The sequence below is a fragment of the Gemmatimonadales bacterium genome (assembly GCA_035502185.1).
GTDB lineage: Bacteria > Gemmatimonadota > Gemmatimonadetes > Gemmatimonadales > JACORV01 > Fen-1245.
In genome coordinates this window covers 1-26,764 of record DATJUT010000040.1, presented here as the reverse complement: position 1 = coordinate 26,764, position 26,764 = coordinate 1, and the positions used below count along the sequence as shown (strand labels likewise).

The 26,764-nt window shown below is 72.9% G+C and carries 27 protein-coding genes; 16 read left to right on the top strand and 11 right to left on the bottom strand.

Features of this window, described 5'->3' with window-relative positions; genetic code table 11:
- Positions 1-10: 10 nt before the first annotated feature.
- The 9 genes from panB to VMF70_05355 all read right to left on the bottom strand — a co-directional run bounded on the left by panB (position 11) and on the right by VMF70_05355 (position 8,555).
- Complete coding sequence (panB, locus tag VMF70_05395) at positions 11-826, bottom strand: 3-methyl-2-oxobutanoate hydroxymethyltransferase (GenBank protein HTT67444.1); 816 nt, start codon at positions 824-826, stop codon at positions 11-13.
- 186 nt (positions 827-1,012) lie between these two features.
- Positions 1,013-1,456, bottom strand: coding sequence for a 2-amino-4-hydroxy-6-hydroxymethyldihydropteridine diphosphokinase (gene folK / locus VMF70_05390; protein HTT67443.1), 444 nt, complete (start codon positions 1,454-1,456; stop codon positions 1,013-1,015).
- Positions 1,453-2,217 carry a DUF481 domain-containing protein gene (locus VMF70_05385; GenBank protein HTT67442.1) on the bottom strand — a complete coding sequence of 255 codons (765 nt, stop codon included), beginning with the start codon at positions 2,215-2,217 and terminating at the stop codon, positions 1,453-1,455. The genes folK and VMF70_05385 overlap by 4 nt, the downstream gene beginning before the upstream one ends.
- A gap of 14 nt (positions 2,218-2,231) precedes the next feature.
- On the bottom strand, positions 2,232-2,615 hold the full coding sequence (locus VMF70_05380; protein HTT67441.1) for a dihydroneopterin aldolase: 384 nt from the start codon (positions 2,613-2,615) through the stop codon (positions 2,232-2,234).
- An 18-nt stretch (positions 2,616-2,633) separates the two neighbouring features.
- Complete coding sequence (gene trpA / locus VMF70_05375) at positions 2,634-3,434, bottom strand: tryptophan synthase subunit alpha (GenBank protein HTT67440.1); 801 nt, start codon at positions 3,432-3,434, stop codon at positions 2,634-2,636.
- Positions 3,427-4,896 (bottom strand): HD domain-containing phosphohydrolase, encoded by a 1,470-nt coding sequence (locus VMF70_05370; GenBank protein HTT67439.1) that lies wholly within the window; start codon positions 4,894-4,896, stop codon positions 3,427-3,429. Before VMF70_05370 ends, trpA begins: the two co-directional genes overlap by 8 nt.
- Before the next feature lies 1 nt (position 4,897).
- Complete coding sequence (locus VMF70_05365; protein ID HTT67438.1) at positions 4,898-6,580, bottom strand: HEAT repeat domain-containing protein; 1,683 nt, start codon at positions 6,578-6,580, stop codon at positions 4,898-4,900.
- Between the two features lie 2 nt (positions 6,581-6,582).
- Entirely contained in the window at positions 6,583-7,755 is a 1,173-nt protein-coding gene (trpB, locus tag VMF70_05360) for a tryptophan synthase subunit beta (protein ID HTT67437.1), read from the bottom strand.
- Complete coding sequence (locus VMF70_05355) at positions 7,752-8,555, bottom strand: indole-3-glycerol phosphate synthase TrpC (GenBank protein ID HTT67436.1); 804 nt, start codon at positions 8,553-8,555, stop codon at positions 7,752-7,754. Before VMF70_05355 ends, trpB begins: the two co-directional genes overlap by 4 nt.
- Before the next feature lie 85 nt (positions 8,556-8,640).
- On the opposite strand from VMF70_05355, the gene lexA reads away from it, so the two are divergent.
- Positions 8,641-9,252, top strand: coding sequence for a transcriptional repressor LexA (gene lexA, locus VMF70_05350; protein ID HTT67435.1), 612 nt, complete (start codon positions 8,641-8,643; stop codon positions 9,250-9,252).
- A gap of 2 nt (positions 9,253-9,254) precedes the next feature.
- Here the strand turns inward: lexA and trpD are convergent, their stop codons facing one another.
- Entirely contained in the window at positions 9,255-10,286 is a 1,032-nt protein-coding gene (gene trpD, locus VMF70_05345; GenBank protein HTT67434.1) for an anthranilate phosphoribosyltransferase, read from the bottom strand.
- Between the two features lie 138 nt (positions 10,287-10,424).
- Here trpD and truA point away from each other — a divergent pair, with 138 nt between their 5' ends.
- From truA to VMF70_05270, 15 genes are all read left to right on the top strand, one after another.
- Positions 10,425-11,201, top strand: coding sequence for a tRNA pseudouridine(38-40) synthase TruA (truA, locus tag VMF70_05340; protein ID HTT67433.1), 777 nt, complete (start codon positions 10,425-10,427; stop codon positions 11,199-11,201).
- Positions 11,198-11,875, top strand: a complete 678-nt coding sequence (gene fsa / locus VMF70_05335) for a fructose-6-phosphate aldolase (protein HTT67432.1) — start codon at positions 11,198-11,200, stop codon at positions 11,873-11,875. The genes truA and fsa overlap by 4 nt, the downstream gene beginning before the upstream one ends.
- Positions 11,872-13,233 (top strand): trypsin-like peptidase domain-containing protein, encoded by a 1,362-nt coding sequence (locus VMF70_05330; GenBank protein ID HTT67431.1) that lies wholly within the window; start codon positions 11,872-11,874, stop codon positions 13,231-13,233. Before fsa ends, VMF70_05330 begins: the two co-directional genes overlap by 4 nt.
- A gap of 7 nt (positions 13,234-13,240) precedes the next feature.
- Positions 13,241-14,674, top strand: coding sequence for an adenylosuccinate lyase (purB, locus tag VMF70_05325; GenBank protein HTT67430.1), 1,434 nt, complete (start codon positions 13,241-13,243; stop codon positions 14,672-14,674).
- On the top strand, positions 14,671-15,588 hold the full coding sequence (locus VMF70_05320) for a phosphoribosylaminoimidazolesuccinocarboxamide synthase (protein ID HTT67429.1): 918 nt from the start codon (positions 14,671-14,673) through the stop codon (positions 15,586-15,588). Before purB ends, VMF70_05320 begins: the two co-directional genes overlap by 4 nt.
- Positions 15,588-16,235 (top strand): phosphatidylserine decarboxylase family protein, encoded by a 648-nt coding sequence (locus VMF70_05315; GenBank protein HTT67428.1) that lies wholly within the window; start codon positions 15,588-15,590, stop codon positions 16,233-16,235. The genes VMF70_05320 and VMF70_05315 overlap by 1 nt, the downstream gene beginning before the upstream one ends.
- Entirely contained in the window at positions 16,232-17,113 is an 882-nt protein-coding gene (gene pssA / locus VMF70_05310; GenBank protein ID HTT67427.1) for a CDP-diacylglycerol--serine O-phosphatidyltransferase, read from the top strand. The genes VMF70_05315 and pssA overlap by 4 nt, the downstream gene beginning before the upstream one ends.
- On the top strand, positions 17,110-17,370 hold the full coding sequence (gene purS, locus VMF70_05305) for a phosphoribosylformylglycinamidine synthase subunit PurS (protein HTT67426.1): 261 nt from the start codon (positions 17,110-17,112) through the stop codon (positions 17,368-17,370). Before pssA ends, purS begins: the two co-directional genes overlap by 4 nt.
- The gene (gene purQ / locus VMF70_05300; GenBank protein ID HTT67425.1) at positions 17,367-18,032 is read left to right on the top strand and encodes a phosphoribosylformylglycinamidine synthase subunit PurQ; all 666 of its coding nucleotides are present in this window, start codon (positions 17,367-17,369) and stop codon (positions 18,030-18,032) included. The genes purS and purQ overlap by 4 nt, the downstream gene beginning before the upstream one ends.
- 10 nt (positions 18,033-18,042) lie before the next feature.
- Entirely contained in the window at positions 18,043-18,543 is a 501-nt protein-coding gene (locus tag VMF70_05295) for a hypothetical protein (protein HTT67424.1), read from the top strand.
- Positions 18,540-20,816 (top strand): phosphoribosylformylglycinamidine synthase subunit PurL, encoded by a 2,277-nt coding sequence (gene purL / locus VMF70_05290; GenBank protein HTT67423.1) that lies wholly within the window; start codon positions 18,540-18,542, stop codon positions 20,814-20,816. The genes VMF70_05295 and purL overlap by 4 nt, the downstream gene beginning before the upstream one ends.
- A gap of 5 nt (positions 20,817-20,821) precedes the next feature.
- A complete protein-coding gene (gene purF, locus VMF70_05285; GenBank protein HTT67422.1) occupies positions 20,822-22,228 on the top strand; it encodes an amidophosphoribosyltransferase in 1,407 nt (468 codons plus the stop codon).
- The gene (ppdK, locus tag VMF70_05280) at positions 22,225-24,882 is read left to right on the top strand and encodes a pyruvate, phosphate dikinase (GenBank protein HTT67421.1); all 2,658 of its coding nucleotides are present in this window, start codon (positions 22,225-22,227) and stop codon (positions 24,880-24,882) included. Before purF ends, ppdK begins: the two co-directional genes overlap by 4 nt.
- 62 nt (positions 24,883-24,944) lie before the next feature.
- Positions 24,945-25,496, top strand: a complete 552-nt coding sequence (locus VMF70_05275; GenBank protein HTT67420.1) for a hypothetical protein — start codon at positions 24,945-24,947, stop codon at positions 25,494-25,496.
- A 148-nt stretch (positions 25,497-25,644) separates the two neighbouring features.
- Complete coding sequence (locus tag VMF70_05270; GenBank protein ID HTT67419.1) at positions 25,645-26,004, top strand: hypothetical protein; 360 nt, start codon at positions 25,645-25,647, stop codon at positions 26,002-26,004.
- A gap of 64 nt (positions 26,005-26,068) precedes the next feature.
- Here the strand turns inward: VMF70_05270 and VMF70_05265 are convergent.
- On the bottom strand, positions 26,069-26,764 hold a 696-nt coding region (locus VMF70_05265; protein ID HTT67418.1), incomplete at its 5' end, for a YIP1 family protein.

The window sequence follows — 26,764 nt, the reverse complement described above, 5'->3', positions numbered from 1 at the left end:
CATCGGGGGGCTAGAAGGAGTGGTCGGCGTCGGGGTACGCGCCGCCGCGCACTTCCTCGCCGAACCGGGCCACCGCGGACCGCACTTCCCCGGCCAGCGATGCGTAGCGCTTGAGGAACTTCGGCTCGAAGCCGTCGTTGAGGCCGAGCAGGTCGGGCAGGACGAGCACCTGGCCGTCGCACGCGGGGCCGGCGCCGATGCCGATGGTCGGGATGCCGCGCGCCGCGGTGATCCTGCCCGCGAGTGCAGCGGGCACCAGCTCCAGCACGAGGCTGAAAGCGCCGGCGCTCTCGAGGGCCGCCGCGTCGCTCTCCAGGCGTCGCGCGGTCTCCTCCTCCCGCCCCTGCACGCGGTAGCCGCCGAGCGCGTGGACCGACTGCGGGGTGAGGCCCAGGTGGCCCATCACCGGAATCCCGATCTCCACCATCGCCTGCACCGTGGCGGCCATCGTCGCGCCGCCCTCCAGCTTCACCGCCTGGGCGCCGGTCTCCTTCATGATCCGGCCGGCGTTGCGCAGCGCCTCCTCGCGGCTCACCTGGTAGCTCAGGAACGGCAGGTCCACCACCAGCAGCGCCCGCTTCACGCCGCGTCGCACCGCGCGGGCATGGTAGATCATCTGCTCGACGGTGGCCGACAGGGTCGAGGGCTCGCCGGCGAGCACCTGGTTCACGGAGTCGCCCACCAGCACGCAATCCACGCCCGCCTCGTCCACCAGCCGGCCGAACAGCGCGTCGTAGGCCGTCACGGTGACGATCCGGCGGCCCGCGGACTTCCAGACGAGGAAGTCGCGGGTCGTGACGGGGGCGTCCTTGGTGGGGGCGGACATCGGTGTGGAACGCTAACAGAGAGCAGCAACGACGGAAAGAGTCGGCAGTGGAGTTGCGAGACGCACAGTTGCGAGTGGTTGGGAGAGGCGAGTCGTGAGGCGGACGGACCGGTTGTCGTTACCGCCCACTCGCCTGCACCCTCCCAGCTCCCAACTCATCACCACTCACACCTCGGCGTCCCGCAACTATCCCGCCTTCTGCGCACTCCCCACGGCCCACCCGGGATCCATCCCGATCTCCTTCAGCTCCCGGATCCAGAACTCGCGATTGGGCAGCTCGGGATGCGGCACCCGCAGATCGCGGAGATCCACGCGCTGGTCCGCGTACAGCACCAGATCGCAGTCGAGCGTCCGCGGTCCCCAGCGCATCGCCCGCACGCGGCCCTCCGCGCGCTCGACGCCGAGCAACGCGTCGAGCAGCGCCCACGGCCCGAGCGCCGTCTCCACCTTGAGCATCTGGTTGAGGTAGGGGCCCTGCGGGACCGGGCCCAGCGGCGCCGTCTCCTCCACGGCGCTGGCGGCCACGACGCGCGTGGCCGTCAGGCGCCCGATCGCGTCCCGGGCCCGGGCCAGGATGGCGGCCCGGTCCCCGAGGTTCGATCCGAGCGCGACCGCCGCGACCGCGCTCAGAACGAGAGCTGCAGGCCGGCGGAGAGGATGGTATCGGCCTTCTTGAACCCCGGCTGCGGCTGGTTGGCGACGTGCACCACGTAGCCGAGCTTGAGGCCCACGTTGTTGGAGATCGGCGCCGCCAGCGCGCTCTCGGTGTTGATCAGCATGTTCTTGGGATTCTCGACGTCCGCCAGGTACTCGACCTTCTGCTCGAAGAACGCCCGGCTGGTGAAGTTGAGCTTGTAGTGCGCGGCCAGCCGCCCGGTCCAGAACTGCTGCACCGGTCCGGCCACACCGGCCTGCTCGATTCGACCGGCGCCGGCTTCGAGGTCCAGGACGCTGGTGGGGCCGGTCAGGACGCCGCAGGCGAGCCCCGCGGCTTCCTCGAACCGTCGCGCGATCCCGGCGAACCGGTTGCGGGTGAAGTCGCCCAGCGCGTAGACCCGGAGCCGCGCGCTCACCGCGCGGTCCGCCCTGAGGCCGGCAATGAGCGTGTTCACGGTCTCCACCCCGCTCGTGTATCCGTTCACGATCGAGAAGGTCTGGGTGAACTTCCACGGCTCGGGCCGGACGACCAGTTGCTCGGCGACGTTCAGCGTGCGGACGCTGGAGTTCCCCGACGTGCTCACGAATCCGAGGTCGATCTGGGTCCGCACCAGCGGGGGCGGCGGTGCGGGTGCGGCGGCCGGCGCAGGCGCCGGAGCCGGCGTCTGCGACCGCGCCACGGCCGGGGCGGCGATGGCCGCGCCCAGCACGAGGAGCCAAAGGCGTTCGTGCATCCCCACTCCGGGAATCAGGCGGTTGGACCGGCTTCCTCCCGGGAGCGCTCGATCACCACTTCGACCGACTCGAGCGGCCCGGGAATCGGGGCGTGCGGCTTGCGGGCGGCCACGCGGACGCGCGCGACGTTGTCGAGCGCCAGCGCCTTGGAGGCCACCAGCTCGCACAAGCCCTCGAGCAGGCGGTGATGGCTGGTGCCCACCGCCTCGGCCACCAGGCGGTAGAGGAGCCGGTAGTCGAGCAGCGCCTTCGGTGAATCGGTGACGCCCACGCGCCGCAGCGACAGGAAGACGGTGACGTCCAGCTCCAGCGGCTGCGGGATGTGCTCTTCGTGCGGCAGCAGGCCGACCAGCGTGTGGAACCGCATCCCCCGCAGCGTGATCGCGTCGTTCGGCATGCAGCAACGGTATGCGGGTCAGCCCCGCGCGTCCAGCGCCGCGCGTACCGAGCGCAGCCACTCCAGCGCGGCGGGAGCGCCGCCCCGGGCCATGCACGCCACCACGGCGCTGCCGATGACCACGCCGTCGGCGAGCCTGGCGACCGCCACCGCCTGCTCGGCCGTGGCGATGCCGAACCCGATCGCGAGGGGGAGCCGGGTCGTCGCCCGCAGGGCCGCGACCTGCGGCGCCAGCGCGGCCGACACGCCCTCGCTCGCGCCGGTCACGCCCAGGCGCGACACCAGGTAGAGGAACCCCTGGCTGCGCGCGGCGATGACGGCCTGGCGCGCGGCGGACGTGGTGGGCGCCACCAGGCGCACCAGCGGGAGACCGGTCGATCCCAGCGCCGATTCGACCGCATCGTCGGCGCCCACGGGGAGATCGGTGATCAGCACGCCGGCCGCGCCCGCGTCGCGGGCCTCGCGCGCGAACCGGGCGGGGCCGCGCGCCAGCACGGGATTGAGGTAGGAAAAGATCACGGTGGGGGCGCCGCGGCCGGCGCGCGCGAGCAGCGCCAGCGCGCCGCCCAGCGTCATGCCGCCGGCGAGGGCGGCGTGCGTGCTGGCCTGGATGGTGGGGCCGTCCGCCACGGGATCGCTCCAGGGCACGCCCAGCTCCACGACGTCCACCCCCGCCGCCGGCGCGCCGCGCAGGAACGCCGTCGTCTCGGCCGGGCTCGGATGGCCGGCGGTCACGTACGCCACCAGGCCCGGCCGTCCGGCCTCGCGGAGCCGGGCCCAGCACGCGGCGAGGAGGCCGGCGGGCGCCGGCTCAGACAAAGTAGTCGGAGACCCGGATGCCGTACTTTTCCGGATTCGAGACCTTGATGATGCTGCGCAGGAAGTTGCCGCCGGCGTCCCGCTCGGAGAGGTCCACGACGTGGCCGGGGTACACCACCGTGCCGGTGGCGTCGGAGACGACCCGCGCCATCGGCCGGTGGAGGAACTCCGGATTGGGATTCGAGGCCGCGACGATCGCCAGCTCGTAGGAATCGAGGATGATCAGCGTGCCCACCGGGTACACGCCGATCAGATTGATGAAGGCCTTCACCAGGATCTGGTCGTAACCGCGCTTGGGGTTCTCGAGCATCTCCTTGAGGACCCCGTCGGGCTGGATCGGCGTCGTCTGGTAGGTGCGCCGGGACGTGGCGGCGTCGAAGCCGTCGGCGACCGCGATGATCTTGGAGAAGATCGACACCTGCCGGGGCCGCAGCGTCTTCGGGTACCCGGTGAGGTCCGACTTCATGTGGTGCTCGTAGGCGGTGATCATGCTGCGGTACGGGATCTCGCCGTAGCCGCGCATCGCGAACAGGGTCAGCACCCCGAGCCAGGGGTGCGCGGTCATGATCCGCCACTCCTCCTCGTCGAGGCTGCCGTCCTTGTTCAGCACCTCCAGCGGCACGCGGGACTTGCCCACGTCGTGGAACAGCGCCGCCATCCCGAGGTCGTAGAGCTGCAGCTTGGTGAGGCCGAGCTTGCGGCCGAGCGCGACCGCGAAGATGCACACGTTGACCGAGTGCGTGAACGTGTAGTCGTCGTAGTCGCGCAGCGTGGTGAGGCCCACCAGCGCCGACTCGGCCGAGAGCACCTGGTCCACGATCGCCTGCACCGCCCGCTTCACCTTCTTCACGCTCGCCGTCCGTCCCATCCGCACGGAGTTGATGACCTCCTTGGTCACCGCGACGGAGCGCTGGTAGGTGCGCTTGGCGTGCTCCTTCGCCCGCTCCTCCTCCTCCTCGCTCGCCTCCGACTCGACGGGCGGCTCGACGACGATGTGGGTGACGCCGCCCTCCTGGAGCTTGGTGATGAGCTCGAAGAAGCGGTTGACCGTCGCGTCGCGCACCGACACGGCCAGCAGCAGCGACAGCAGCGTGGTCCACTCGCGCCGGTCGGCCCCCTCCGAGGCCCGCACCACGCCGACGCCCACGGCCTTGAGGATGCCGAGCACGTGGGAGAAGGAGGCGTAGTTGTCGAGGTCGAGCCGCAGCCGCGTGGCATTCACGAAGATGAACTCGCCGGTGACCCGCAGCTCGATCTCCTTCTCGCGCTCCAGCAGCCCGTTCACCGCGGCGATCAGGTCGTCGAGCGACTTCTGTACCTGGGCGTTCTCGAGCGGGTAGAGCTTGAGCGAGCGCAGCACGGTGTACAGCGCGACCAGGAACGTCCGGCCGGCGCTCCGGATGTACGCGTCCGAGGTCTGGATCGAATCCACCACGGAAGGCCGGCGTCCCGGTTCCGTCATCTCAGCTCCCCGGCGGCAGGCCGCGCAGCGCGCGGCTGACGGCGTTGCGAATCAGCGCCTCCTTCGACCCGGTGGCGCGCTCCAGCGCCTGGCGCGCCGAGGGCGTGCCGATCCGGCCCAGTGCGAGCGCCGCGCACGCGCGGGTCTCCGGGTCCTCCTTGCGCTTGAGGAACCCGCCGCTGTTGAGCATCGCGTCGAGCGCCGCCACGCCCGACTCGCCCACCAGCGAGCCATAGGCCTCGAAGAACGCCATCTTCTCGGTGAGGTCCGCCGCCCGCACCGACTTGCCTTCCACCGCGGCGGTGACCCTGGGCAGCGCGCCCCGGTGCCGGTGCTGCATCAGCACGCGCACCGCCGTCAGCCGCACGTCCCGGTCGGCGTCGTCGAGGGCGCGCTCCAGCCCCTGCAGGGCAGCCGGGGTCGCGAAGTCGGCGAGGGCCTGCACGGCCGCGACGCGGATGGCGGTCTCCTCGTGCCCCAGCGACTGCGCCAGGGCCGCGATCGCCGGCTGGAGCTTGAGCCGGCCGGCCAGCTTCACGGCTTCCAGCGCGACCGCCGGGTCGGCCCCCGCGATGGCGCCCACCAGGTCCGGCACGTGCTCCGCGGCCAGGCGCTGCAGCGACTGCTCGAGCACCACCTTCAGCCGCTGGTTGGTGACCCGCGGCAGCCAGGAGAGCAGCGTGGGCAGGGCCTCGGGCCGCAGCTCCGCGAACAGCTCGCCCAGCTCCTCGGGCGACGGATGGGCGGCGGCCTCGTCGAGCGACTGCAGCAGCTGCGACAGCGCCTCCGGCTGCGACAGCCGGCCGGGCAGATCCGCCAGCGCCTTGCGGTGCTCGGGGAGCAGCTCGCGCGCCCGCTGCAGGACCGTGCGGACCTCGCGCAGCACGTACGCCACCGACAGGAAGTCCCCGGCCCCCAGCAGGTGCGGGAGGAAGCTGTCGAGGATCGAGATCAGCTCGGCGCGGACCGTGGGGAACGGCTGCAGCTCCATCACGTCGAACAGCACCGCGAGCACGCTGCGGCGGAGGTCCTGCGCGTACTCCCGGTTCACTTCCTCCCGGAGCTGAGTGATCTCGCGCTCGTCCAGGAAGTACAGGGTCGTGTCGAACTCGTCGGCCCGCACCAGGCCGGGCCGCGGCGGCGCCTCCTCCTCCACGGCCGCCGCGACCTGGTGCGTCGCACCGGCCGTGGCGGTCAGCTCGTCGGTGGAGGGCAGCTGCATCCCGCCGGCGTCGGTGGCCAGCTCCTGGAAGACGTAGCGGATGCGCTGGAAGTCCTTCTCCCACAGCAGGGTCAGCAGGTCGTCGCTGTCGTCGGGCTGCAGCGTGCGCGCCCGGTGCACGACGTCGAGCAGCCCGAGGATCTCCTCCTGCTCGACCCCGGCGAGGAGGGTGAGCGAGCGCACGCCGTCCTTGAAGAACACCCACGCGAAGCTCTCGCTGCGGGACGGCTGGCTGTAGACGACGTTGCCCTCCCAGTGCAGCTCGCCCTCGAACACGTCCAGCACCAGCTCGTCCTGCGCCTCCCAGATGGGCTTGAACGCGGCGCGCAGGTTCTCGATGGCCTTCTGGTAGACCGGATTGTTGGGGAGGTAGAGCTGGTGGGCGCGCAACCCCTTGGCGAGAGCCTGCATCAGCTCCTCGACCGCCGTCGGCGGCAGCGCCAGCTCGGGAGTCGCACCCATCGTCACTCGGCCCTGCTCTCGAGTGCCGCGGCCGCGGCGACGTCCTTGTCGCCGCGCCCGCTGAGGTTCACTACCACGACCGCACCGGCCTTCCAGCGGCCGGCCTCGCCGAGCACCCACGCCACCGCGTGCGCGCTCTCCAGCGCCGGGATCACGCCCTCCAGCCGGCTCAGCCGCGCGAAGGCGTCGAGCGCGGCGGCGTCGTCCACGGCCACGTAGCGCGCGCGGCCCGCATCCTTGAGCGCCGCGTGCTCCGGGCCGACCCCCGGGTAGTCGAGTCCCGGGGCCACCGAGTGCGCGGGGCTCACCTGCCCGTCGGCGTCCTGGAGCAGGTAGCTCAGGCTCCCGTGCAGCACGCCCGGCCGGCCCGCCAGGAGCGACGCCGAGTGCGTGCCGCCGGCCAGCCCCGTGCCAGCCGCCTCGACCCCGACCAGCTCCACGCCGGCGTCGGCCAGGAACGCCGTCCAGATCCCCAACGCGTTCGAGCCGCCGCCCACGCAGGCCACCACACAGGCAGGAAGCGCGCCGACCCGCTCCAGGCACTGCCGCCGAGCCTCGCGCCCGATCACGGCCTGGAGGTCGCGCACCAGTCGTGGATACGGGTCGGGCCCGACGACGGAGCCGATAATATAGTGCGTGGTCTCCACATTCGTGACCCAATCGCGGATGGCTTCGCTGGTCGCGTCCTTGAGGGTGCGGGTGCCCGAGGAGACCGGCCGGACCTCCGCGCCGAGCAGGCGCATCCGGTACACGTTCAGCGCCTGCCGCGCCATGTCCTCCTCGCCCATGTAGATCACGCACCCGAGGCCGAACCGCGCGCACACGGTCGCCGTCGCCACCCCGTGCTGGCCGGCGCCCGTCTCGGCGATGATGCGCCGCTTGCCCATCCGCCGCGCGAGCAGCACCTGGCCGAGCGCGTTGTTGATCTTGTGCGCCCCGGTGTGGTTCAGGTCCTCCCGCTTCAGCAGCACGCGGGCCCCGACCGCCTCCGAGAGGCGCGGCGCCTCCGAGAGCGGCGTCGGCCTTCCCACGTAGTCCGCGAGCAACCCGTCGTACTCCGCCCAGAACGGCGCGTCGGCGGCGAGCCCATCCCAGGTCGCGGCCAGCTCCTCCAGGGCGCGCATCAGCGTCTCGGGCACGTACCGCCCGCCGTACGCACCGAACCGCCCGGTCACGGCGCGCGCTCCGCGCGGCCGCGCCGCTCCACCCCGACGAGCGAGCCGAGCGCCGCGCCCGGATCCGCCGCGCCCGAGATCGCGGTGCCCACCAGCACGGCATCGGCCCCGCGCGCCGCCACCCGCTCGACGTCGCCGCGCGTCGCCAACCCGCTCTCCGCCACGGCCACCACTTCCCCGGGTATCCGCGGGATCAGCCGCTCCACCAGCGCGGCGTCCATCGCGAGCGTGTCCAGGTCGCGCGCGTTGACGCCCAGGGCCGCCGGTCGCGCCGCCAGCGCGGGCATCAGCTCGCTGTCCGCGTGCACTTCCACCAGACAGGCCAGGCCGAGGCCGCGCGCCACGTCGGCCAGCTCGGCCAGCCGCTCGCCGGGCACCACGCGCGCAATGAGCAGGACCGCGGCTGCTCCCGCAGCCCGTGCCTCGTAGAGCTGCGCCGGATCGAGCAGGAAGTCCTTCCGCAGCACCGGCACGCGCACCGCCGCGGCCACGCGCACGAGATCCTCCAGCGACCCGTCGAAGTGCCGCGGCTCCGTCAGGACCGACAGGGCGGCCGCGCCCGCCTCGGCCAGCCGGCGCCCCAGGGCCGCCACGTCGCCCGCGACCGCCGCCCCGAGCCGGCCCGCCGATGGCGAGCGGCGCTTGATCTCCGCGATCACCGCCACCCGCCCTCCGGCCGCGAGCGAGGCCACGAAATCGGGCGGGTCCGGCGCCCGGGCCGCCTCGCGCTCGAGCCGCGGGCGCTCCCCACGCGCGGCGGCAGCCCGCCGTTCCGCCTCCCGCAGGATCCCGGGCAGCACCCCAGCTTGTGCTTCGGCTTTCATTCGGCTAGCTTGTTTTCGGCGTATGTTCGGGGAAGCCGTCCGTCCCGGCCCGGAAGGAGCCATGGTACCGCTCACCAAGCGTCAGCGCGAGATCCTGGACTATCTGACCGGCTACATCGGAGACCACGGCTTCGCGCCGAGCTTCGAGGAAATCGCCTCGGCGATGAAGTACGCGTCCCTCGCCACGGTCCACGAGCATCTCACCAATCTCGAGCGCAAGGGCGTGATCCGCCGCGCGTACAACGAGAGCCGGTCCATCGAGGTGCTCTCCAGGGCGCGCGCCCCCGGCGTGGTCGAAGTGCCGCTCCTCGGCGCCGTCGCGGCCGGCGAGCCCATCGAGGCCGTCCAGGAGCAGGAATCGATCACCCTGCCCGAGGAGATGCTCCCGGCCACGGGCCCGAACTACGTCCTCCGGGTGCGCGGCGACTCGATGATCGACGAGCAGATCCGTGACGGGGACTACGTCGTCGTCACCAGCCGCAACAGCGCGCGGAACGGGGAGATGGTCATCGCGCTCCTGCAGGGCACGCACGCCACCGTGAAGAAGTTCTACCGCGAGAAAAGCGGCTGGATACGGCTGCAGCCCGCGAACGCCGCCGTGGAGCCGATCGTCGTTCACGAGGACGACGTCACGATCCAGGGCGTCGTGGTAGGCGTGATCCGCAAGTACTAGCCTCACCGCTCGGCGCGCAGCCGCTCGAGCACCGCCAGCGCCGCGCCCGACTCCAGGGCGTCGGCCGCACGGGCGACCGCCTGCTCCCACTGCTCTGCGACGCCGGCGGCCACCAGGGCCGCCGCGGCGTTGATCACGACGGCGCTCCGGCGCACCGTCCGGTCCTTCCCCGCGAGGATGGCGGTCACGATCCGGGCGTTGTCCTCCGGGCTTCCTCCGGCCAGCTCCTTCGCGTCCCCCGTCTCGAGGCCGAACCGCTCCGCGTCGAGCGTCCAGTGCCTCACGCGGCCGGCCACCACCTCGTGGACCTCGGTCTGGCCGAGGCCGGGCGGCGCGATCTCGTCCAGGCCCGCGCGCCCGTGCACGACCAGGGCGCGCTGCGCGCCGAGGAGGCCCAGGGTGTCGGCCATCAGCCGCGCGCGCTCGGGATCGGCGACGCCGGCCACCTGGCGCAGCGCGCCGGCCGGGTTGGCCAGGGGGCCGATCAGGTTCATGATGGTCGTCAGGCCCAGCTCGCGCCGCACCGGGCCGACGTGCCGCATCGCGGGATGGAACAGGGGCGCGAACAGGAACACCATTCCGCAGCGCTCCAGCACGCCGGCGGCGCGCGACGGGTCGAGCTCGATCTCGACGCCCAGCGCCTCGAGCACGTCGGCGCTGCCCGAGCGCGAGGTGAACGAGCGGTTGCCGTGCTTCACGACGCGCGCGCCGGCTCCTGCCGCGACCAACGCCGCCCCGGTGGAGATGTTGAAGGTCCCGATCGCGCCGCCGCCGGTGCCGCAGGTGTCCACCAGGGCTTCCGGCGCGCCCGCGTCGATGCGCACCATCGCCGCGCGCAGCGCGAGGGCGGCACCCTCGAGCTCCGGGGCCGTTTCGCCCTTGACGCGGAGCGCGACCAGCAGCGCGGTGGTCTGCACCGGCGTCGCCTCGCCCGCCATCACCTGGCCGAACGCCTGGGACGCGAGCGAGGCCGGGAGGTCGCGGCGCTCGGCGAGCATGCCGATGGCGCGGGAGACGGGATCGGTGGGGGGCATCGGTCGCGCGTGCGCTCGTGGTCTCGGAGTTCGGTGGAAGGCCCCGGCGAGCGAGGTCGCCGGAGCCGTGCTTTCTCAAATAGAACAAGCACTTGCGTCGCTTGACCACCCCCCGAGCCGCGGCTAGGTTTGGCGCACATGGCGGCGCGGCCGACCCTCTTGCTGCTGCAGTACGACGGCGGGGCATTTGCGGGGTGGCAGCGTCAGCCGGCAGCGCGCACGGTCCAGGGCGACGTCGAGGACATCCTGGCGCGACTCCTGGGCAGGCCAACGCCGGTGATCGGGGCCGGACGCACGGACGCCGGGGTGCATGCCACAGGTCAGGCGGCGGCGGCGATGGTCCCCGAGCGGTGGACACCGCAGGACCTGGTGCGCGCGATGAATGCACTCCTACCCTCCGACATCTGGATCGCGTCGGCGTCCCGCATGGTCGCCGGCTTCAACCCGCGGCGCCACGCGGTCGAGCGCACCTACTGCTACCGCATCGGCACCGATGCGGCGGCGCGCTCGCCGTTCCGGTGGCGCTACGAGTGGGGCCTCGCCGGCCCGCTCGACGCGGCGCTGCTCGCGGCGGCGGCCCGCCAGCTCGTGGGCGAGCACAGCTTCCTCGCCCTCTCGGCCAAGGGCCCGGAGCGCGCGCACTGGCGCTGCAAGGTGCTGGAGGCGCTGTGGCTCCGGCGCGAGCAGGCGGAGGGGCTGGAGTTCTGGATCACCGCCGACCGGTTCCTGCACCACATGGTGCGGTTCGTGGTCGGCCTGATGGTGGACATCGCGCGCGGCCGGCGGCCGCTGGGCGACCTGCGCCGGCTGCTCGCGGCCCGGGACAACCGGGAGGCCTCGCCCCCGGCTCCCGCGCACGGCCTGTTCCTGGTGGGCGTGCGCTATCCGAAGCACCTCTACGTCACGGTCTCATGAAGATCTATCTCGACACCGCGAAGCTCGAAGACATCCGCTGGGCTGCCGCCGCGGGGCTCATCGACGGCGTGACCACGAACCCGAGCCTGCTGGCCAAGGTCGCGGGCGAGGCGGATCCGCGGGCGCTGCTGGTGGAGATCTGCCGCACCGTCGAGGGCCCCGTCTCCGCCGAGGTGGTCGCGGTGGACGCCGAGGGGATGTACCGCGAGGGCAAGGAGCTGGCGAAGCTCGCGGAGAACGTGGTGGTCAAGATCCCGATGATCGAGGAGGGACTGACCGCGATCCGGCGGCTCTCCGGCGACGGCATCCCGGTCAACGTGACGCTCGTCTTCTCGGCGATGCAGGCGCTGCTCGCGGCCAAGGCGGGAGCAGCCTACGTGAGCCCGTTCGTCGGCCGGCTCGACGACGTCGGGCACGAGGGGATGGAGGTCGTCCGTCAGATCCGCACCGTGTTCCGCAACTACGACATCGAGACCGAGCTGCTGGCGGCGTCGCTCCGGCACCCGCTGCACGTGTTGCAGGCCGCGCTGGCGGGGGCGGACATCGGCACGATGCCGCCGGCCGTGCTCCGGCAGCTGCTGCTGCACCCGCTCACCGACCGCGGCCTCGACCAGTTCCTCAACGACTGGAGCAGGCTCGCGGCACGCGCCAAGGCGGAGGAGCCCACGCCGTGAGGACCGCCCCGATGGTCGCCGCCGCGCTGGCGGCGCTGGGCTGCGCCGGACGGCTGGCGGCGCAGCAGCAGCCTTACGACGTGGTGGGCGCCGGCCGGCATTCGGCGCTGAGCGTCGCGGCCGCCCGCGTGGGCCCCGCGGTCGTGAGCGTGAACGTCGTGCGGCGCGAGCGCACCCTGCCCCGCACCGTGTTCGACCTGTTCTTCCTGCCCCCCGGCTCGGAGCGGGTGGTCCAGGGCCTCGGCTCCGGGTTCATCGTCACCGCCGACGGCATGATCATCACCAACCAGCACGTGGTGACGGGGGCCGACTCGATCGTCGTGACGCTGCGCGACGGCCGCAACTTCCCCGCCCGGCTGCTGGGCGAGGACGCGCGCACCGACGTCGCGGTCGTCAAGATCGAGGGCAGCGACTTCCCGGTGGCGCGCATCGGCCGCACCGGCGACCTCGCGACCGGCGACTGGGTGGTCGCGATCGGCAATCCGTACGGCTTCCTGCTCGGCAACAGCGAGCCCTCGGTGACCGCGGGCGTCGTGAGCGCCCTCAAGCGCTCGGTGGTGCCCTCCGCCGGCCAGCCGGGCCTGTACGTGGACATGATCCAGACCGACGCGGCGATCAACCCGGGCAACTCCGGCGGGCCGCTGGTCGACGCGGCGGGCGAGGTGGTCGGCGTCAACTCGTTCATCCTCTCCGAGTCGGGCGGCAACGTCGGCCTCGGCTTCGCGATCCCGATCGAGCGGGCGATGCGCGTGGCCCGCGACCTCAGAGCGTACGGCCGCGTGCGCCGCGGCTGGACCGGCGTCCAGATCGCGGAGCCGAGTGCCACCTCCGACGCGTGGCGGCGCCAGGTGGGCGTGGTGGTGCAGCACGTCGCGCCCGGCAGTCCGGGGGACCAGGCCGGGATCGCCGAGGGCGACACCATCATCCGGGTCGGCAGCCGGCCGGTGCGCAACTACCTCGACTGGGAGGCGTCGCTCCTCGACCTCGACGTGGGCGACACGCTCCACGTCGCGCTGCGCCGCACGGGAGGGATCTCCCTCGCGACGGTCCGCGCCTCGGACCTGCCGTCCGAGCGGGCCCAGCGGGTCACCCTGGGCGACCTGGAGCTGGTGACCGTCACGCCGGCCATCCAGGCGGAGCGCCAGCTGCGGAACTCGTACGGCGCCCTGGTGGTGAGCGCGGGCCCGGAGTCGCAGCAGACTCTGGGCCTGCAGGCCGGCGACGTGGTCCTGCGGATCAACAACGAGGACATCACCGACGCGGAGCAGGTGCGGAAGGTCATCGCCTACTTCCGCAATCGCGGCGAGGTGACGCTGTGGTTCGACCGGCACGGCCAGTACAACTGGGTCCAGTTCTGAGCGCGGCGTGAGCGACCAGGAGCGCTACGTCTCGCCGCTGGCCACCCGCTACGCCTCCCCGGCGATGCAGCGCCTGTGGGGCGCGGCGACCCGCATCGGCCTGTGGCGGCGCCTGTGGATCGCGCTGGCGGAAGCCGAGCGCGAGCTGGGGCTCGCGATCCCGGCCGAGGCGATCGAGCAGATGCGCGCCCACGCCGACGAAGTGGATTTCGAGCGGGCCGCGGAGTACGAGGGCCGCTTCCGCCACGACGTGATGGCCCACGTCCACGCCTTCGGCGACGTCGCCCCGGCGGCGCGGCCGTTCATCCACCTCGGCGCGACGTCGGCGTTCGTCACCGACAACGCCGACCTCCTGCTGCTGCGCGAGGCGCTGCGGCTGGTGGAGCTGCGCCTGGGCGCCGTGCTCCGCGCGTGGCGCGGCGTCGCGGCCCGCCATCGCGCGGTCCCGACGCTGGCCTACACGCACCTGCAGCCCGCCCAGCTCACCACGGTGGGCAAACGCGCGGCGCTGTGGATGCAGGGCTTCGCGGCCGACCTGGCGGAGGTGCGGCACCGCCGTGAGGACCTCGCCCTGCTCGGCTGCAAGGGCACCACCGGGACCCAGGCCTCGTTCCTCGACCTGTTCGGGGGCGACCACGACAAGGTCCGCCGGCTCGACCGGTGCATCGCCGAGAAGATGGGCTTCGCGCGCGTGGTGCCGATCAGCGGCCAGACATATCCGCGCAAGGTGGACGCGCAGGTGCTGTCGGTGCTCGCGGGCGTCGCGCAGTCGGCGGCCAAGTGCGCGGCCGACCTGCGGCTGCTGCAGCACCTCGGCGAGGTGCTCGAGCCCTTCGAGGCCGAGCAGGTGGGGTCGTCCGCGATGGCTTACAAGCGCAACCCGATGCGTGCCGAGCGGATCGCGTCGCTGGCGCGCTACGCGATGCACCTGCCCGCCAACGCCGAGGAGACCGCGGCCCAGCAGTGGTTCGAGCGGACGCTCGACGACAGCGCGAACCGGCGGGTGGTGCTCCCGGAGGCGTTCCTGGCGGTGGACGCGATCCTGGTGCTGATGGCGGACGTGGCCTCCGGCCTCGAGGTGCGGGAGGCGGTGATCGGCCGGCACGTCGCCCGCGAGCTGCCGTTCATGGCCACCGAGCGCTGCCTGATGCTGGGGGTCAAGGCCGGCGGCGACCGGCAGAGCCTGCACGAGGTGGTGCGGCGCCACAGCCTCGCCGTGGCGAAGGCCGTGGCCGAGCAGGACGCGCCGAACGACCTGCTGGAGCGGCTCGCGGCCGACCCGGCCTTCCGCGCGGTGCCGGTCGCCGAGGTGGCGCGCTCCCTGGCGCCGGCGGCGTTCGTCGGCCGGGCACCGGAGCAGGTGGACGAGTTCCTGCGCGACGTGATCGATCCCCTGGTGGCGGGCCTGCCCGAGGCGCCGCCCGCGGAGGTGAAGGTATGACGGTGACGATGCGGAGCGACCTGCCGCTGCCCCTCGAGCGCCGCGGCAAGGTGCGCGAGGTGTACCGCGTGGACGACGGGCGGCTGCTGATCGTGGCCAGCGACCGCATCAGCGCCTTCGACGTGGTGTTGGGCGAGCCCGTCCCGCACAAGGGCGAGGTGCTGACCCAGCTCAGCGCCTTCTGGTTCGCCCGCCTCGCCGCCGCGGTACCGCACCACTGCCTGACGGCGGACGCAGCCGAGATCGTCGCCGCGGTGCCCGCGCTCGGCACCCACCGGGCCGCGCTGGCGGGCCGGGCGATGCTGGTGCGCCGCAGCGAGCCGGTCCCGTTCGAGTGCGTGGTGCGCGGCTACATCTCGGGCTCGGCGTGGAAGGAGTACCGCCAGTCCGGCACGCTGGCCGGCGAGCCCATGCCGGCGGGACTCAGCGAGTCGGACCGGCTGCCCGAGCCCATCTTCTCCCCGGCGACCAAGGCCGAGGTCGGGCACGACGAGAACGTCACGTTCGATCAGGTGGCCGAGGCGCTCGGCGACCGGCTCGCCGGCGAGCTGCGGGAGCGCTCGCTGGCCCTGTACGGCGAGGCGCAGGCGTTCGCCGCCGCCCGCGGCATCATCATCGCCGACACCAAGTTCGAGTTCGGCCGCTCCGCCGACGGGCGGCTGGTGCTGATCGACGAGGTGCTGACCCCGGACTCGTCGCGCTTCTGGCCGGCGTCGGGCTACCGCCCGGGCCGGGGACAGCCCAGCTTCGACAAGCAGCCGGTCCGCGACTACCTGGAGGGACTGCGGCGCGCCGGCACCTGGAACGGCGAGGCCCCGGCCCCGCCGCTCCCGGCCGAGGTGGTGCGCGCCACCACCGACCGGTACCGCGAGATCTTCCGCCGTCTGACCGAGTCCACCGTGGAGGCATCGTGATGCGCATCGCGCCCGAGGGATGGCCGTTCATTCGAGTGGCGCTCGCTCTGGACGCGGCGCTCGCCGTCGTGTGGTACTCGTGGCCGGGCTGGACCTGGCTGCTGCTCGCGGTGGGGATCGTCCTGACGGCGTGGGTCGCGGCCTTCTTCCGCGATCCCGAGCGCACGGGGCCGCGCGGCGAGGGGGTGGTGATCGCGCCGGCCGACGGCCGGGTGTGCAGCATCGCCCAGGTGGACGAGCCGATGTATCTTCACCACCAGGCGACCCGCATCTCCATATTCATGAGCGTGTTCGACGTGCACGTGAACCGGCTCCCGGTTTCCGGAGAGGTCGAGGTGGTCCATTACAACCCCGGGGAGTTCACCGTGGCGAGCCACGACAAGGCGTCGCTGGTGAACGAGCAGTCGTCGGTGGGCATCCAGACGCCCCGCGGGCAGGTGCTGGTGCGGCAGATCGCGGGCAGCATCGCGCGCCGCATCGTGACCGACGTGGGGCCGGGCGACCGCGCGGAGCAGGGCGCACGGTTCGGGATGATCCGGTTCGGGTCGCGGGTGGACGTATTCCTCGAACCGTCGGCCGCCGTGAAGGTGGAGCTGAACCAGACCGTGCGCGCCGGCGAGACGGTGCTCGCGGAGCTGCGCGCGTGACCGCGCCGCGGCCCCGCCCGCGCGGCATGCGGCGGGCCATCGTCATCCTGCCGAGCGCCTTCACGTCGGGCAACCTGTTCTTCGGCGTGTGGTCGATCATCGAGTCGGCGCGCGGCGCGTTCGCCACCGCGGCGTGGTTCATCGTCGTGGCCGCGGTGCTCGACCTGCTGGACGGCCGCGTCGCGAGGATGAGCCGCACCGGGAGCACCTTCGGCGCGGAGCTGGACTCGCTGGTGGACATCGTCTCGTTCGGCGTCGGGCCCGCGATGCTGGTCTACTTCTGGCGGTTCCACACCGGCGACTGGGGATGGCTGGTGTCGTTCATCTACGTCCTGGCGGCGGCGCTGCGGCTCGCGCGGTTCAACGTGATCCAGGCCGGCCAGGCCAAGACCCACTTCATCGGCCTGTCCTCGCCGGTGTCGGGCATCACGCTCGCGTCGTCGTACACCTTCACGCAGACGTCCTGGTTCGCCCATGACCTCGGCTTCGTGCCGGTGCCGCAGCTCGTGGTGCTGCTGACCATCGTGCTGGCGCTGCTGATGGTGAGCCAGGTGCCCTACCCCGTCTTCCCGAAGGTGGGCCTGCGCAGCTGGCGGGGCCGGGTGTCGCTGGCGGGGCACGTGGCCGCGGTGGCGCTGGCCCTGTACTACCCCGAGTACTTCTTCTTTCCGGCGGGCCTCGGGCTCATCACGTTCGGGCTGGTGCGGGCCGTGTTCCTCGGGCTGCTGGACCGGCTCCCCGAGCGCGACCCGATGCGGGACGACGACGAGGACGAGACCCGCCAGGTCGAGTACGACCTTGCGCCGGGCCGCATGCGCTTCCACCTCGGCCGGCGCCGCCATCGCGGCGGGCCGCGGCCGGGAGCCGGCGCGCTGTGAGCCGGTTCCTCGCCCGGGTGCGGGTGATGCCGCGGCCCTCGATCCTCGATCCGCAGGGCCAGGCGGTGTCCCACGCGCTCGGCGAGCTGGGCTTCGGCGGCGTGGGCGACGTGCGCATCGGCCGCGCCGTGGAGCTGCTGCTCGACGCCGCCTCGCCCGACGCCGCGCGCGAGGGCGCGCTGCGGATGTGCGAACGGCTGCTGGCCAATCCGGTGACGGAGGACTACGTGCTCGAGACGGTGGAGCCCGCCCCGTGAAGGTCGCCGTGGTGCGCTTCCCCGGCTCCAACTGCGACGCGGACGCGTGGCACGCGGCCCGGGCGGCGGGAGCGGAGGCCGTCTACGTCTGGCACCGGTCCGCCGACCTCGGCGGCGCGGACGTGGTGGTGCTGCCGGGCGGCTTCTGCTACGGCGACTACCTGCGCCCCGGCGCCATCGCGCGCTTCTCGCCCGTGATGCGCGCCGTGGCCGCGCACGCGGCCGCGGGCCGGCCGGTGCTCGGCATCTGCAACGGATTCCAGGTGCTGTGCGAGGCCCGCCTGCTGCCGGGCGCCCTGGCGCGGAACAGCGGCCTGTCGTTCGTCTGCCGGCCGGTCACCGTGCGGGTGGAGTCCGACGCGACGCCGTTCACGGCGCGCTACGACCGCGGCCAGCTGCTCACCATGCCGGTCGCGCACGGCGACGGCCGCTACGTGGCGGACGAGGCCACTTTGGACCGCCTGGAGCGCGAGGAGCGCGTGGTGTTCCGCTACGCCGGCGGCAATCCCAACGGCGCGATGCGGGACATCGCGGGTATCACCAACGAAGGGCGCAATGTGGTTGGCCTGATGCCGCACCCGGAGCGGGCGTCGGACGCGCTGCTCGGCTCCGACGACGGTGCGGCCATGTTCGCGCTGGCGGGCGTCGCGGCCGGCGTATGAGGAGGGAGCCATGAGACAGGGCACCATCTGGACGGCCGTGGCGGCCGCGGCGCTGTGCGCCGCCCCGCTGGCGGCCCAGGACACCACCAGCGCACCCGCCAAGCCCGACACGGCGGCCGCGCCGGCCGCGCCCGCCGACACCACGGCGCAGGCCGCTCCCGCCGCCCCCGCCGCCCCCGCCGCTCCGGCCGACTCGGCCGGCGCCGTGAAGCCGGGGATGAGCGAGGCCGACGTCCGCGCCCGCTGGGGCGACCCCGTCACCGTGCGGCGGATGAACGACTGGACCTACCTCTTCTATCGCAACGGGCGGGAGCGCGAGGTGGGGTTCTACGACGTCGTCTTCCTGCAGGGCGGCCAGGTGGTGGACGCGATCGTGCGGTCGGAGAGCCACGTGTACGCCGGCCAGAGCAGCTCGCCCGAAGGGCGGACACCCGTGTTCACGCCGCCCGACCCCGCGGCGGCCGACAGCGCGGGCGCCGTGACCGGCGTGCGGGTCAAGCCCAGCCAGTGACGGCGCGTCCCCGCCCCGGGGATCCCCCCGTCACCCCGGAGCTGGTCCGCCAGCACGGCCTCACTTCCGAAGAGTTCGAGCGCATCCGGTCGCTCCTGGGCCGGGAGCCGACCTACGTCGAGCTGGGCATCTTTTCCGCGCTGTGGAGCGAGCACTGCGCGTACAAGCACTCGCGCCCGGTGCTCAAGGCCTTCCCGACCCAGGGCCCGCAGGTCCTCCAGGGCCCCGGCGAGAACGCCGGGGTCGTGCGGATCGGCGAGGGCTGGGCCGTCGCCTTCAAGATGGAATCGCACAACCACCCGTCGGCCGTGGAGCCGTACCAGGGCGCAGCCACGGGCGTCGGCGGCATCCTGCGCGACATCTTCACCATGGGCGCCCGGCCCATCGCCGTGCTGGACTCCCTGCGCTTCGGTCCGCTGGAGCGGGACCGGCAGCGCTATCTGATGAAAGGGGTGGTCCGCGGCATCGGCGACTACGGCAACTGCGTCGGCGTCCCGACGGTGGCCGGCGAGGTCGCCTTCGACGCGGCGTACGAGGGCAACCCCCTGGTGAACGCGATGTGCGTCGGGCTGCTCCGCGAGGACGAGCTGATCCGGGCCCGCGCCGCCGGCCCCGGCAACCCGATCATCGCCGTGGGCGCGCGCACCGGGCGCGACGGCATCCACGGCGCGTCGTTCGCCTCCGAGGAGCTGTCGGCGAAGAGCGAGGCGCGCCGGCCCCAGGTCCAGGTGGGCGACCCGTTCACCGAGAAGCTGCTGGTGGAGGCGTCGCTCGAGCTGATCCGGTCGGGGCACATCGTGGCGATCCAGGACATGGGCGCGGCGGGCCTCACGTCCAGCTCGGCCGAGATGGCGGCCCGCGGCGGCGTCGGGGTGGAGATCGACGCCAGGCTCGTGCCGACGCGCGAGAGCGGGATGACCCCGTACGAGGTCCTGCTGTCCGAATCGCAGGAACGGATGCTGGTAGTGGCGCGCCGCGGGCGGGAGCGCGAGGTCGACGCGATCTGCCGGACCTGGGAGCTGGGCAGCGCCGTCATCGGCCACGTGACCGACGACGGGATGTACCGCGTGCGCTGGGGCGACGACGTCGTGGCGGAGATCCCGGGCCGCGACCTGGTGGATCGCGCGCCGGTCTATCACCCCGAGGCGCGCGAGAGCGCCGAGGTCGCGGCCCGCCGCGCGCGGCCGCTGCCGCCGCTCCCGCCCGGCCAGGACCTCGGCGAGGTGCTCGAGCGGCTGCTCGACCTGCCGACCATCGCCTCCAAGCGCTGGGTGTACGAGCAGTACGACACGTCGGTGCAGACCAATACGGTCTTGGGGCCCGGCGGCGACGCCGCCGTCCTGCGGGTGCGCGGCAGCCGCCTGGGCATCGCGGTGAGCTGCGCGGCCAGCGGGCGCTACGTCTGGCTCGACCCGTACGAGGGCGGCAAGGCGGCGGTTGCCGAGGCCGCGCGCAACCTCGCGGTGACGGGGGCGCGGCCGCTGGGCATCACCGACTGCCTGAACTTCGGCAATCCCGACAAGCCGGAGGTGTTCTACCAGTTCCGCGAGGCGTGCCGCGGCATCGCGGACGCGTGCCGCGCGCTGGACACGCCGGTCACGGGCGGCAACGTCTCGTTCTACAACGAGAGCCCGTCGGGGGCGGTGCTGCCGACGCCGGTGGTGGGCATGGTCGGCGTGCTGGCGGACGCCGCGGCCCGCGTGCCGGCGCCGTTCCAGCGTCCGGGCGACGCGATCCTGCTCCTGGGGCGGCTGCGCGGCGAGCTGGGGGCGTCGCAGTATCTTTCCCTGCTGACGGGTGAGGTCTTCGGGCAGCCCCCGCGCGTGGATCTCGCCGCCGAGCGGGCCCTGGTGGAGTGCCTGGTGGCGTGCGCCGGCCGCGGCCTGCTGGCTTCGGCGCACGACGTCGCGGAGGGCGGCTTCGCGGTGGCCCTGGCCGAGAGCGCGGCGCTGGCGCTGCTGGGCGCCGACGTGCGCCTGGAGCCGGAGCGCGAGGGCGCCGGCGCCGCCGCCCTGCTGTTCGGCGAGGACCAGGGCGTCGTGGTGGCCAGCGCGCCTGCCGACCGGGCCGCGGCCGTGGCGGATCTGGCGGCGCGCCACGGCGTGCCGTGCCGGGCCATCGGGACGGTGGGCGCGAGCGGGGGCGACGTGACGATCCGCGTCGGAAGCGAGCAGGTCGTGCGGCCGGTGGCGCGGCTGCGCCGGATCTACGAGGACGCGCTGCCGCGGCGGCTCAACGGCGCCGGCGGCACGCAGCTTGCGCGAGGCAACTAGGCTCGATGTGCGGCATCATCGGCGTATCGAATCATCCTGAGGCGGCGCGGCTGGCCTATCTCGGCCTGTACGCGCTCCAGCATCGCGGCCAGGAGTCGGCCGGCATCGTGTCGGTGGACGACGCGGGCGTGGCGCGCACCCATCGCGGCATGGGCCTGGTGTCCGACGTCTTCTCCGAGGGCGTGCTGGAGAGCTTCGAGGGCACGACCGCCATCGGCCACACCCGCTACAGCACGGCGGGCTCCAGCGTCCTCGCCAACTCGCAGCCGGTGCTGGTCCGGTTCAGCGGCGGGACCCTCGCACTCGCCCACAACGGGAACCTCACCAACGCGGCCGAGCTGAGGCGCGAGCTGGTGGACGGCGGCAGCATCTTCGGCTCGACGATGGACTCGGAGATCCTGGTCCACCTCATCGCCCGCTCGCGCCACGACGATCCGGCGGACCGGATCCGGGACGCGCTGTCCCGGGCGGAGGGCGCCTACTCGCTGGTGATCACCGTCAACGGCCAGCTGTACGCCATCGTCGATCCGCGCGGCTTCCGGCCCCTGATGCTCGGCAAGGTGGGCGACGCCCCGGTGGTGGCCTCGGAGAGCTGCGCGCTGGACATCGTGGGCGCGCGTACCGTGTGCGAGCTGGAGCCGGGATCGTTCGTGTGCATCGACGGCGGCCGGATCGACTACCTCGAGCCGCTCCCGGAGCGGGCGCCGGCCCACTGCGTCTTCGAGCTGGTGTACTTCTCGCGGCCCGACAGCCTCATCTTCGGCGAGAGCGTGGATCAGTTCCGGCGCAGCCTCGGCCGCCAGCTGGCGCGCGAGCAGCCCGCGCCCGGCTGCGACTGCGTGTTCTCCGTGCCGGACTCGTCGAACGCGGCCGCGCTCGGGTTCTCCGACGAGTCGGGCATCCCGCTCGAGCACGCCCTCATCCGCAACCACTACGTGGGGCGGACGTTCATCCACCCCGCGCAGGCGGGACGCGACGCCAAGGTCAAGATCAAGTACAACCCGGTGCGCGAGGTGCTGTCCGGCCGGAAGGTCGTCGTCGTGGACGACTCCATCGTGCGGGGCACCACCAGCCGCGGTCTGGTGGAGATGATCCGGCGCGCGGGCGCGAGCGAGGTGCATTTCCGGGTGGCGTCGGCCCCGATCGTCGGGCCGTGCTACTACGGCATCGACACGCCCGACCGCGACGAGTTGATCGCGGCCACGCACTCCATCGAGGAGATCCGCGCGTTTCTCGGCGTGGATTCGCTCGGGTACCTGTCGCGCGAGGGCATGCTCGCCGCCGGGACCCGCGATGCGGGCCGTTTCTGTGATGCCTGTTTCTCCGGGCATTACCCCACGCCCGTGCCGGCCGAGGCCGCCAAGCTGCGCCTCGAGGCCGGGCTCGAACCTACCCACAAGGGTCCGTCATGAGTCGCTACGTCTACTCCTTCGGCGCGGGTCGCGCCGACGGCTCCGCCAAGATGAAGAACGTGCTCGGCGGCAAGGGCGCCAACCTCGCCGAGATGACCAACCTCGGCATCCCGGTGCCCCCCGGCTTCACCATCAGCGCCGAGCTGTGCAACGCCTACATCGCCAACCAGACCTACCCGCCGGAGCTGAAGGGCGAGGTACAGGCCGCGCTGAAGAAGGTCGAAGCGGTGATGGGCCGCACGTTCGGGGCGGCGACCAAGCCGCTGCTGGTGTCGGTGCGCTCCGGGGCCGCGGTGTCGATGCCGGGGATGATGGACACCATCCTGAACCTGGGGATGAACGACGCGGTCGCCGCCGCGCTCGCCCAGGAGACCGGCAACCCGCAGTTCGCCTACGACGCCTACCGGCGCTTCGTGCAGATGTACGGCGACGTCGTGCTGGGCCTCAAGGGCAGCCGCAGCCCGTTCGAGCCGCTGCTGGCCGCGAAGAAGAAGGCGAAGAAGGTCGAGCGCGACATCGACCTGCCGGCCGAGGACCTCCGGGCCCTGGTCGGCGAGTACAAGGCGGCGCTCAAGAAGCTCCTGCCCTCCGGGTTCCCCGAGGAGCCCGAGGCCCAGCTGTGGGGCGCGATCGAGGCGGTGTGGCGTTCGTGGATGGGCGACCGCGCGGTGGCCTACCGGCGCATCCACCACGTGCCGGAGACCCTGGGCACCGCCGTCTCGGTGATGGCGATGGTGTTCGGCAACTTCGGCGAGGACTCGGGTACGGGGGTGGCGTTCACCCGCGACCCTTCGACCGGGGAGAAGCGGTTCTTCGGCGAGTTCCTGGTCAACGCGCAGGGCGAGGACGTGGTGGCCGGCATCCGCACGCCGGAGCCCGTCGAGCTGATGGCGAAGAAGTTCCCGCCCGCCTACCAGCAGCTGGTGGACACCTACCAGCGGCTCGAGAAGCACTACCGCGACATGCAGGACCTCGAGTTCACGGTCGAGCGCGGCAAGCTGTTCCTGCTGCAGACGCGGAACGGGAAGCGCACCGGCGCGGCGGCCGTGCGCGTCGCGGTGGACATGGTGGGCGAGAAGATGCTCACCGAGCAGGAGGCGCTGCTCCGCGTCTCGCCGGACGCCCTGGACCAGCTGCTCCACCCGATGGTGGACCCGGCGGCGCCGTGCACCGTGCTGGCGACCGGGCTGCCGGCCTCGCCGGGCGCGGCGGCCGGCCAGGTCGTGTTCGAGGCCCACGAGGCGTTCGATTGGGCCAAGGACGGCAAGGCGGTGGTGCTGGTGCGGGCCGAGACCTCGCCCGAGGACATCAAGGGCATGGCCGCGGCCAAGGGGATCCTGACGGCGCGCGGCGGGATGACGTCGCACGCGGCGGTGGTGGCGCGCGGGATGGGCAAGTGCTGCGTGGTGGGCGCCAAGGCCGTCGAGGTGGACGAGGCGGCCGGCGTGTTCCGCGCCAACGGCCGCACCGTCAAGCGCGGCGACTGGGTCACCCTCGACGGCTCGACCGGCCGGGTGATCGACGGGCAGGTCAAGCTGGTCGAGCCGAAGCTCTCCGGCCAGTTCGCGCAGTTCATGCAGTGGGCCGACCGCGAGCGGACGATCAAGGTGCGCACCAACGCCGACACGCCGCTCGACGCGCGGCGGGCGCGGGAGTTCGGCGCCGAGGGGATCGGCCTGTGCCGCACCGAGCACATGTTCTTCGAGGGGGACCGCATCGCGGCGATGCGCGAGATGATCGTCGCGCGCGACGTGGCCGGCCGCCGCAAGGCGCTCGCCAAGCTGCTCCCGATGCAGCGCGAGGACTTCGAGGGGATCTTCACCGCGATGGACGGCTACCCGGTCACCATCCGGCTCCTGGATCCGCCGCTGCACGAGTTCCTGCCGCACGAGCCGGAGCTGGTCGCGGCGCTGGCCAAGCAGATGGGCATCAGCGCGGCCGAGCTGACGGCGACGGTGGAGTCGCTGCGCGAGGCCAATCCGATGCTCGGCCACCGCGGCTGCCGCCTCGGCATCACCTATCCCGAGATCACCGAGATGCAGGCGCAGGCGATCTTCGAGGCCGCCGTGAACGTGGCCGCGAAGGGCGTCAAGGTGATGCCGGAGGTGATGGTGCCCCTGGTGGCCGTCGTCGCCGAGCTGAAGAACCAGGTGGACATCGTGCGGCGGGTCGCGGCCGAGGTGTTCGCGAAGGCCAAGCGCGAGGTGCCCTACCTCGCCGGCACGATGATCGAGCTGCCGCGCGCCGCGCTGACGGCCGACGAGATCGCCCAGGTCGCGGAGTTCTTCTCCTACGGCACCAACGACCTGACCCAGACCACGTTCGGCCTGTCGCGCGACGACGCCGGCCGGTTCCTCCCGGCCTACGTCGAGGCCGGCATTCTGGAGAACGACCCGTTCCAGGTGCTCGACCAGCAGGGGGTCGGCAAGCTGGTGCGGCTCGGCATCGAGCTGGGCCGCAGCGTGCGCAAGGACCTCAAGGTCGGCATCTGCGGCGAGCACGGGGGCGAGCCGTCGAGCGTGATGTTCTGCCACGACGTCGGCATGAACTACGTGTCCTGCTCGCCGTTCCGGGTGCCGATCGCCCGGCTGGCGGCCGCGCAGGCTGCACTCAAGGCCAAGGGCGCCGAGGACCGGACCGGCGCCACGGTGTGACGATGGCCGGGCTGTCCGCGCCGCGCGGCAGCCCACAACTTCATCCGGAGGGGATGCACGCCATGAACCGACGCACGTCGTCCCGCCTCCTCGGGGCCGCCGGCTTCGTGCTGGCCGTCGCCGTCGGGGCGGTCCCCCGTCCGCTCGCCGCGCAGGCGGCCGATTCGGGCCAGGCGAAGGCCGACACCGGCAAGCCGGCCGGCGTCGCGCCGGCGGCGGGGCCCGCCGTGACCCAGCTCGCCCAGCGCATAGGCGTGCCGGGCTACCTGCTCTCCCACGCGCGGGCCCTCAACCTCACGCCCAAGCAGGTCGACCGCGTCCGCAAGGTCGAGGACTGGCTGAAGGGCGCGGACTCGGCCTCGCGGGCCCAGTGGCAGCAGGTCACGGGCGGCCGTCCGCTGCGCGCCATCCCGCCGGCCGAGCGCCGCCGGCTGGCGCCGCAGCTCCAGCCGATCCGGCAGCAGCTGGGGGCCAACAACGCGGCCGCGCTCGACTCGGTGAACGCGATCCTCGCGCCGCGGCAGCAGCAGAAGCTCCAGACCCAGCTCGCGGAGTACCGGCAGCTGATGCAGCACCGCGCCCAATCGGGCGCGCAGCCGCCCGCGCAGCACTAGTTGCACGGGCGCGACGTCGCGGGCCGGGCCGCCGAGCGGGCGGCCCGGCCCGCTCGCTTCCCCGCCCCGCGCCTGCCCTCGCTTAACGCCTCCGGGCGCCGTCCGTCAGATTGGGCGTGGTCGGCAACACGGCACCGGAGGGGGAAAGGTGAGCACCATCACAGCGAAGATCCGCGCGGTTGTCGGGGCCCTGGGCATCATCGCGTGCGCCACGCCGCTGGCCGCGCAGACGCATCGCCGCGGCGCCGAGATGCGCTACGCGGCGCAGTGGGTCGGGCGGAGTCAGGCGGGGTTCCGCGCACACCGGCCATGGCCGGGCCGCGGCTGGCGCACCGCGCGCTTCGGGTGGGGATGGGGCGTCGCGGTCGGGCCGGGCTGGCGCTCGCCCGGGTGGCGGCGCGCCTGGGTGCGGCGGGACATGGCGTGGCGGTTCGCGCGCCCCGCGTACCCGGCGTATCGCCGGCCGGGGCGGCGCGCCTGGATCGGCTGGCGGTATCGCGCCGGCTGACCCCGGCGGTCGAGCGTGGTGCGCGGGCCGGGCCTCCGTGACCGGAGGCCCGGCCCGCCGAGTTTCAGCCTCCCGCGGCCTTCATGCCGACGGCGCCCAGCGCCGCCAGGCCGGTCAGCAGGATCAGGAACGAGATCAGGGCCGCCGTCCACGCCGCACCCGTGGACACCTTCCCGAGCGTCTTGAGCCCGATGGCCGTGATGACGAGCTGCCAGATGGCCAGCGGCCCGATGCCGGCGAGGAACAGGCGGAGGAAGGCGCTCAGCGCGGCGTCCGACGGCACCAGGAGGTCCGCTCCGAACGACACCTGGACGTCCCACACCGACTGGATGCTGTCCACCCCGCGGATCGAGAGCGCGACGTAGGTCAGCACCTGCTGCAGGATCGCGATCGGCCACGAGAAGATGACGACCGTCAGCATCTTCTTGAAGGTCGTCTGGCCGCCGAACACCAGCAGCAGAAGGTAGAAGATGCCGGCGGCGATGCACGCCAGGATCAGCACCGTCAGCGCTCCGGTGGCGAAGCCGATCACCGTCCGCACGGCGCTGACGCCGCCGGGGGGGATCGGCTGCCCCATCTTCTGCAGCACCAGGTCGCGCACCCGCAGCTGGAAGGGCCGCTGGAGGATCTGCAGCACGACGAACACGACGCTCACGATGATCCACGGCATCCAGAAGGTGGGCGCCGCCTGCTGCTCCTCGAACACGGCCTTGGGGGCGAAGGGCGCGCGCACCAGGCGCCACAGATCGGTGAGCACGGG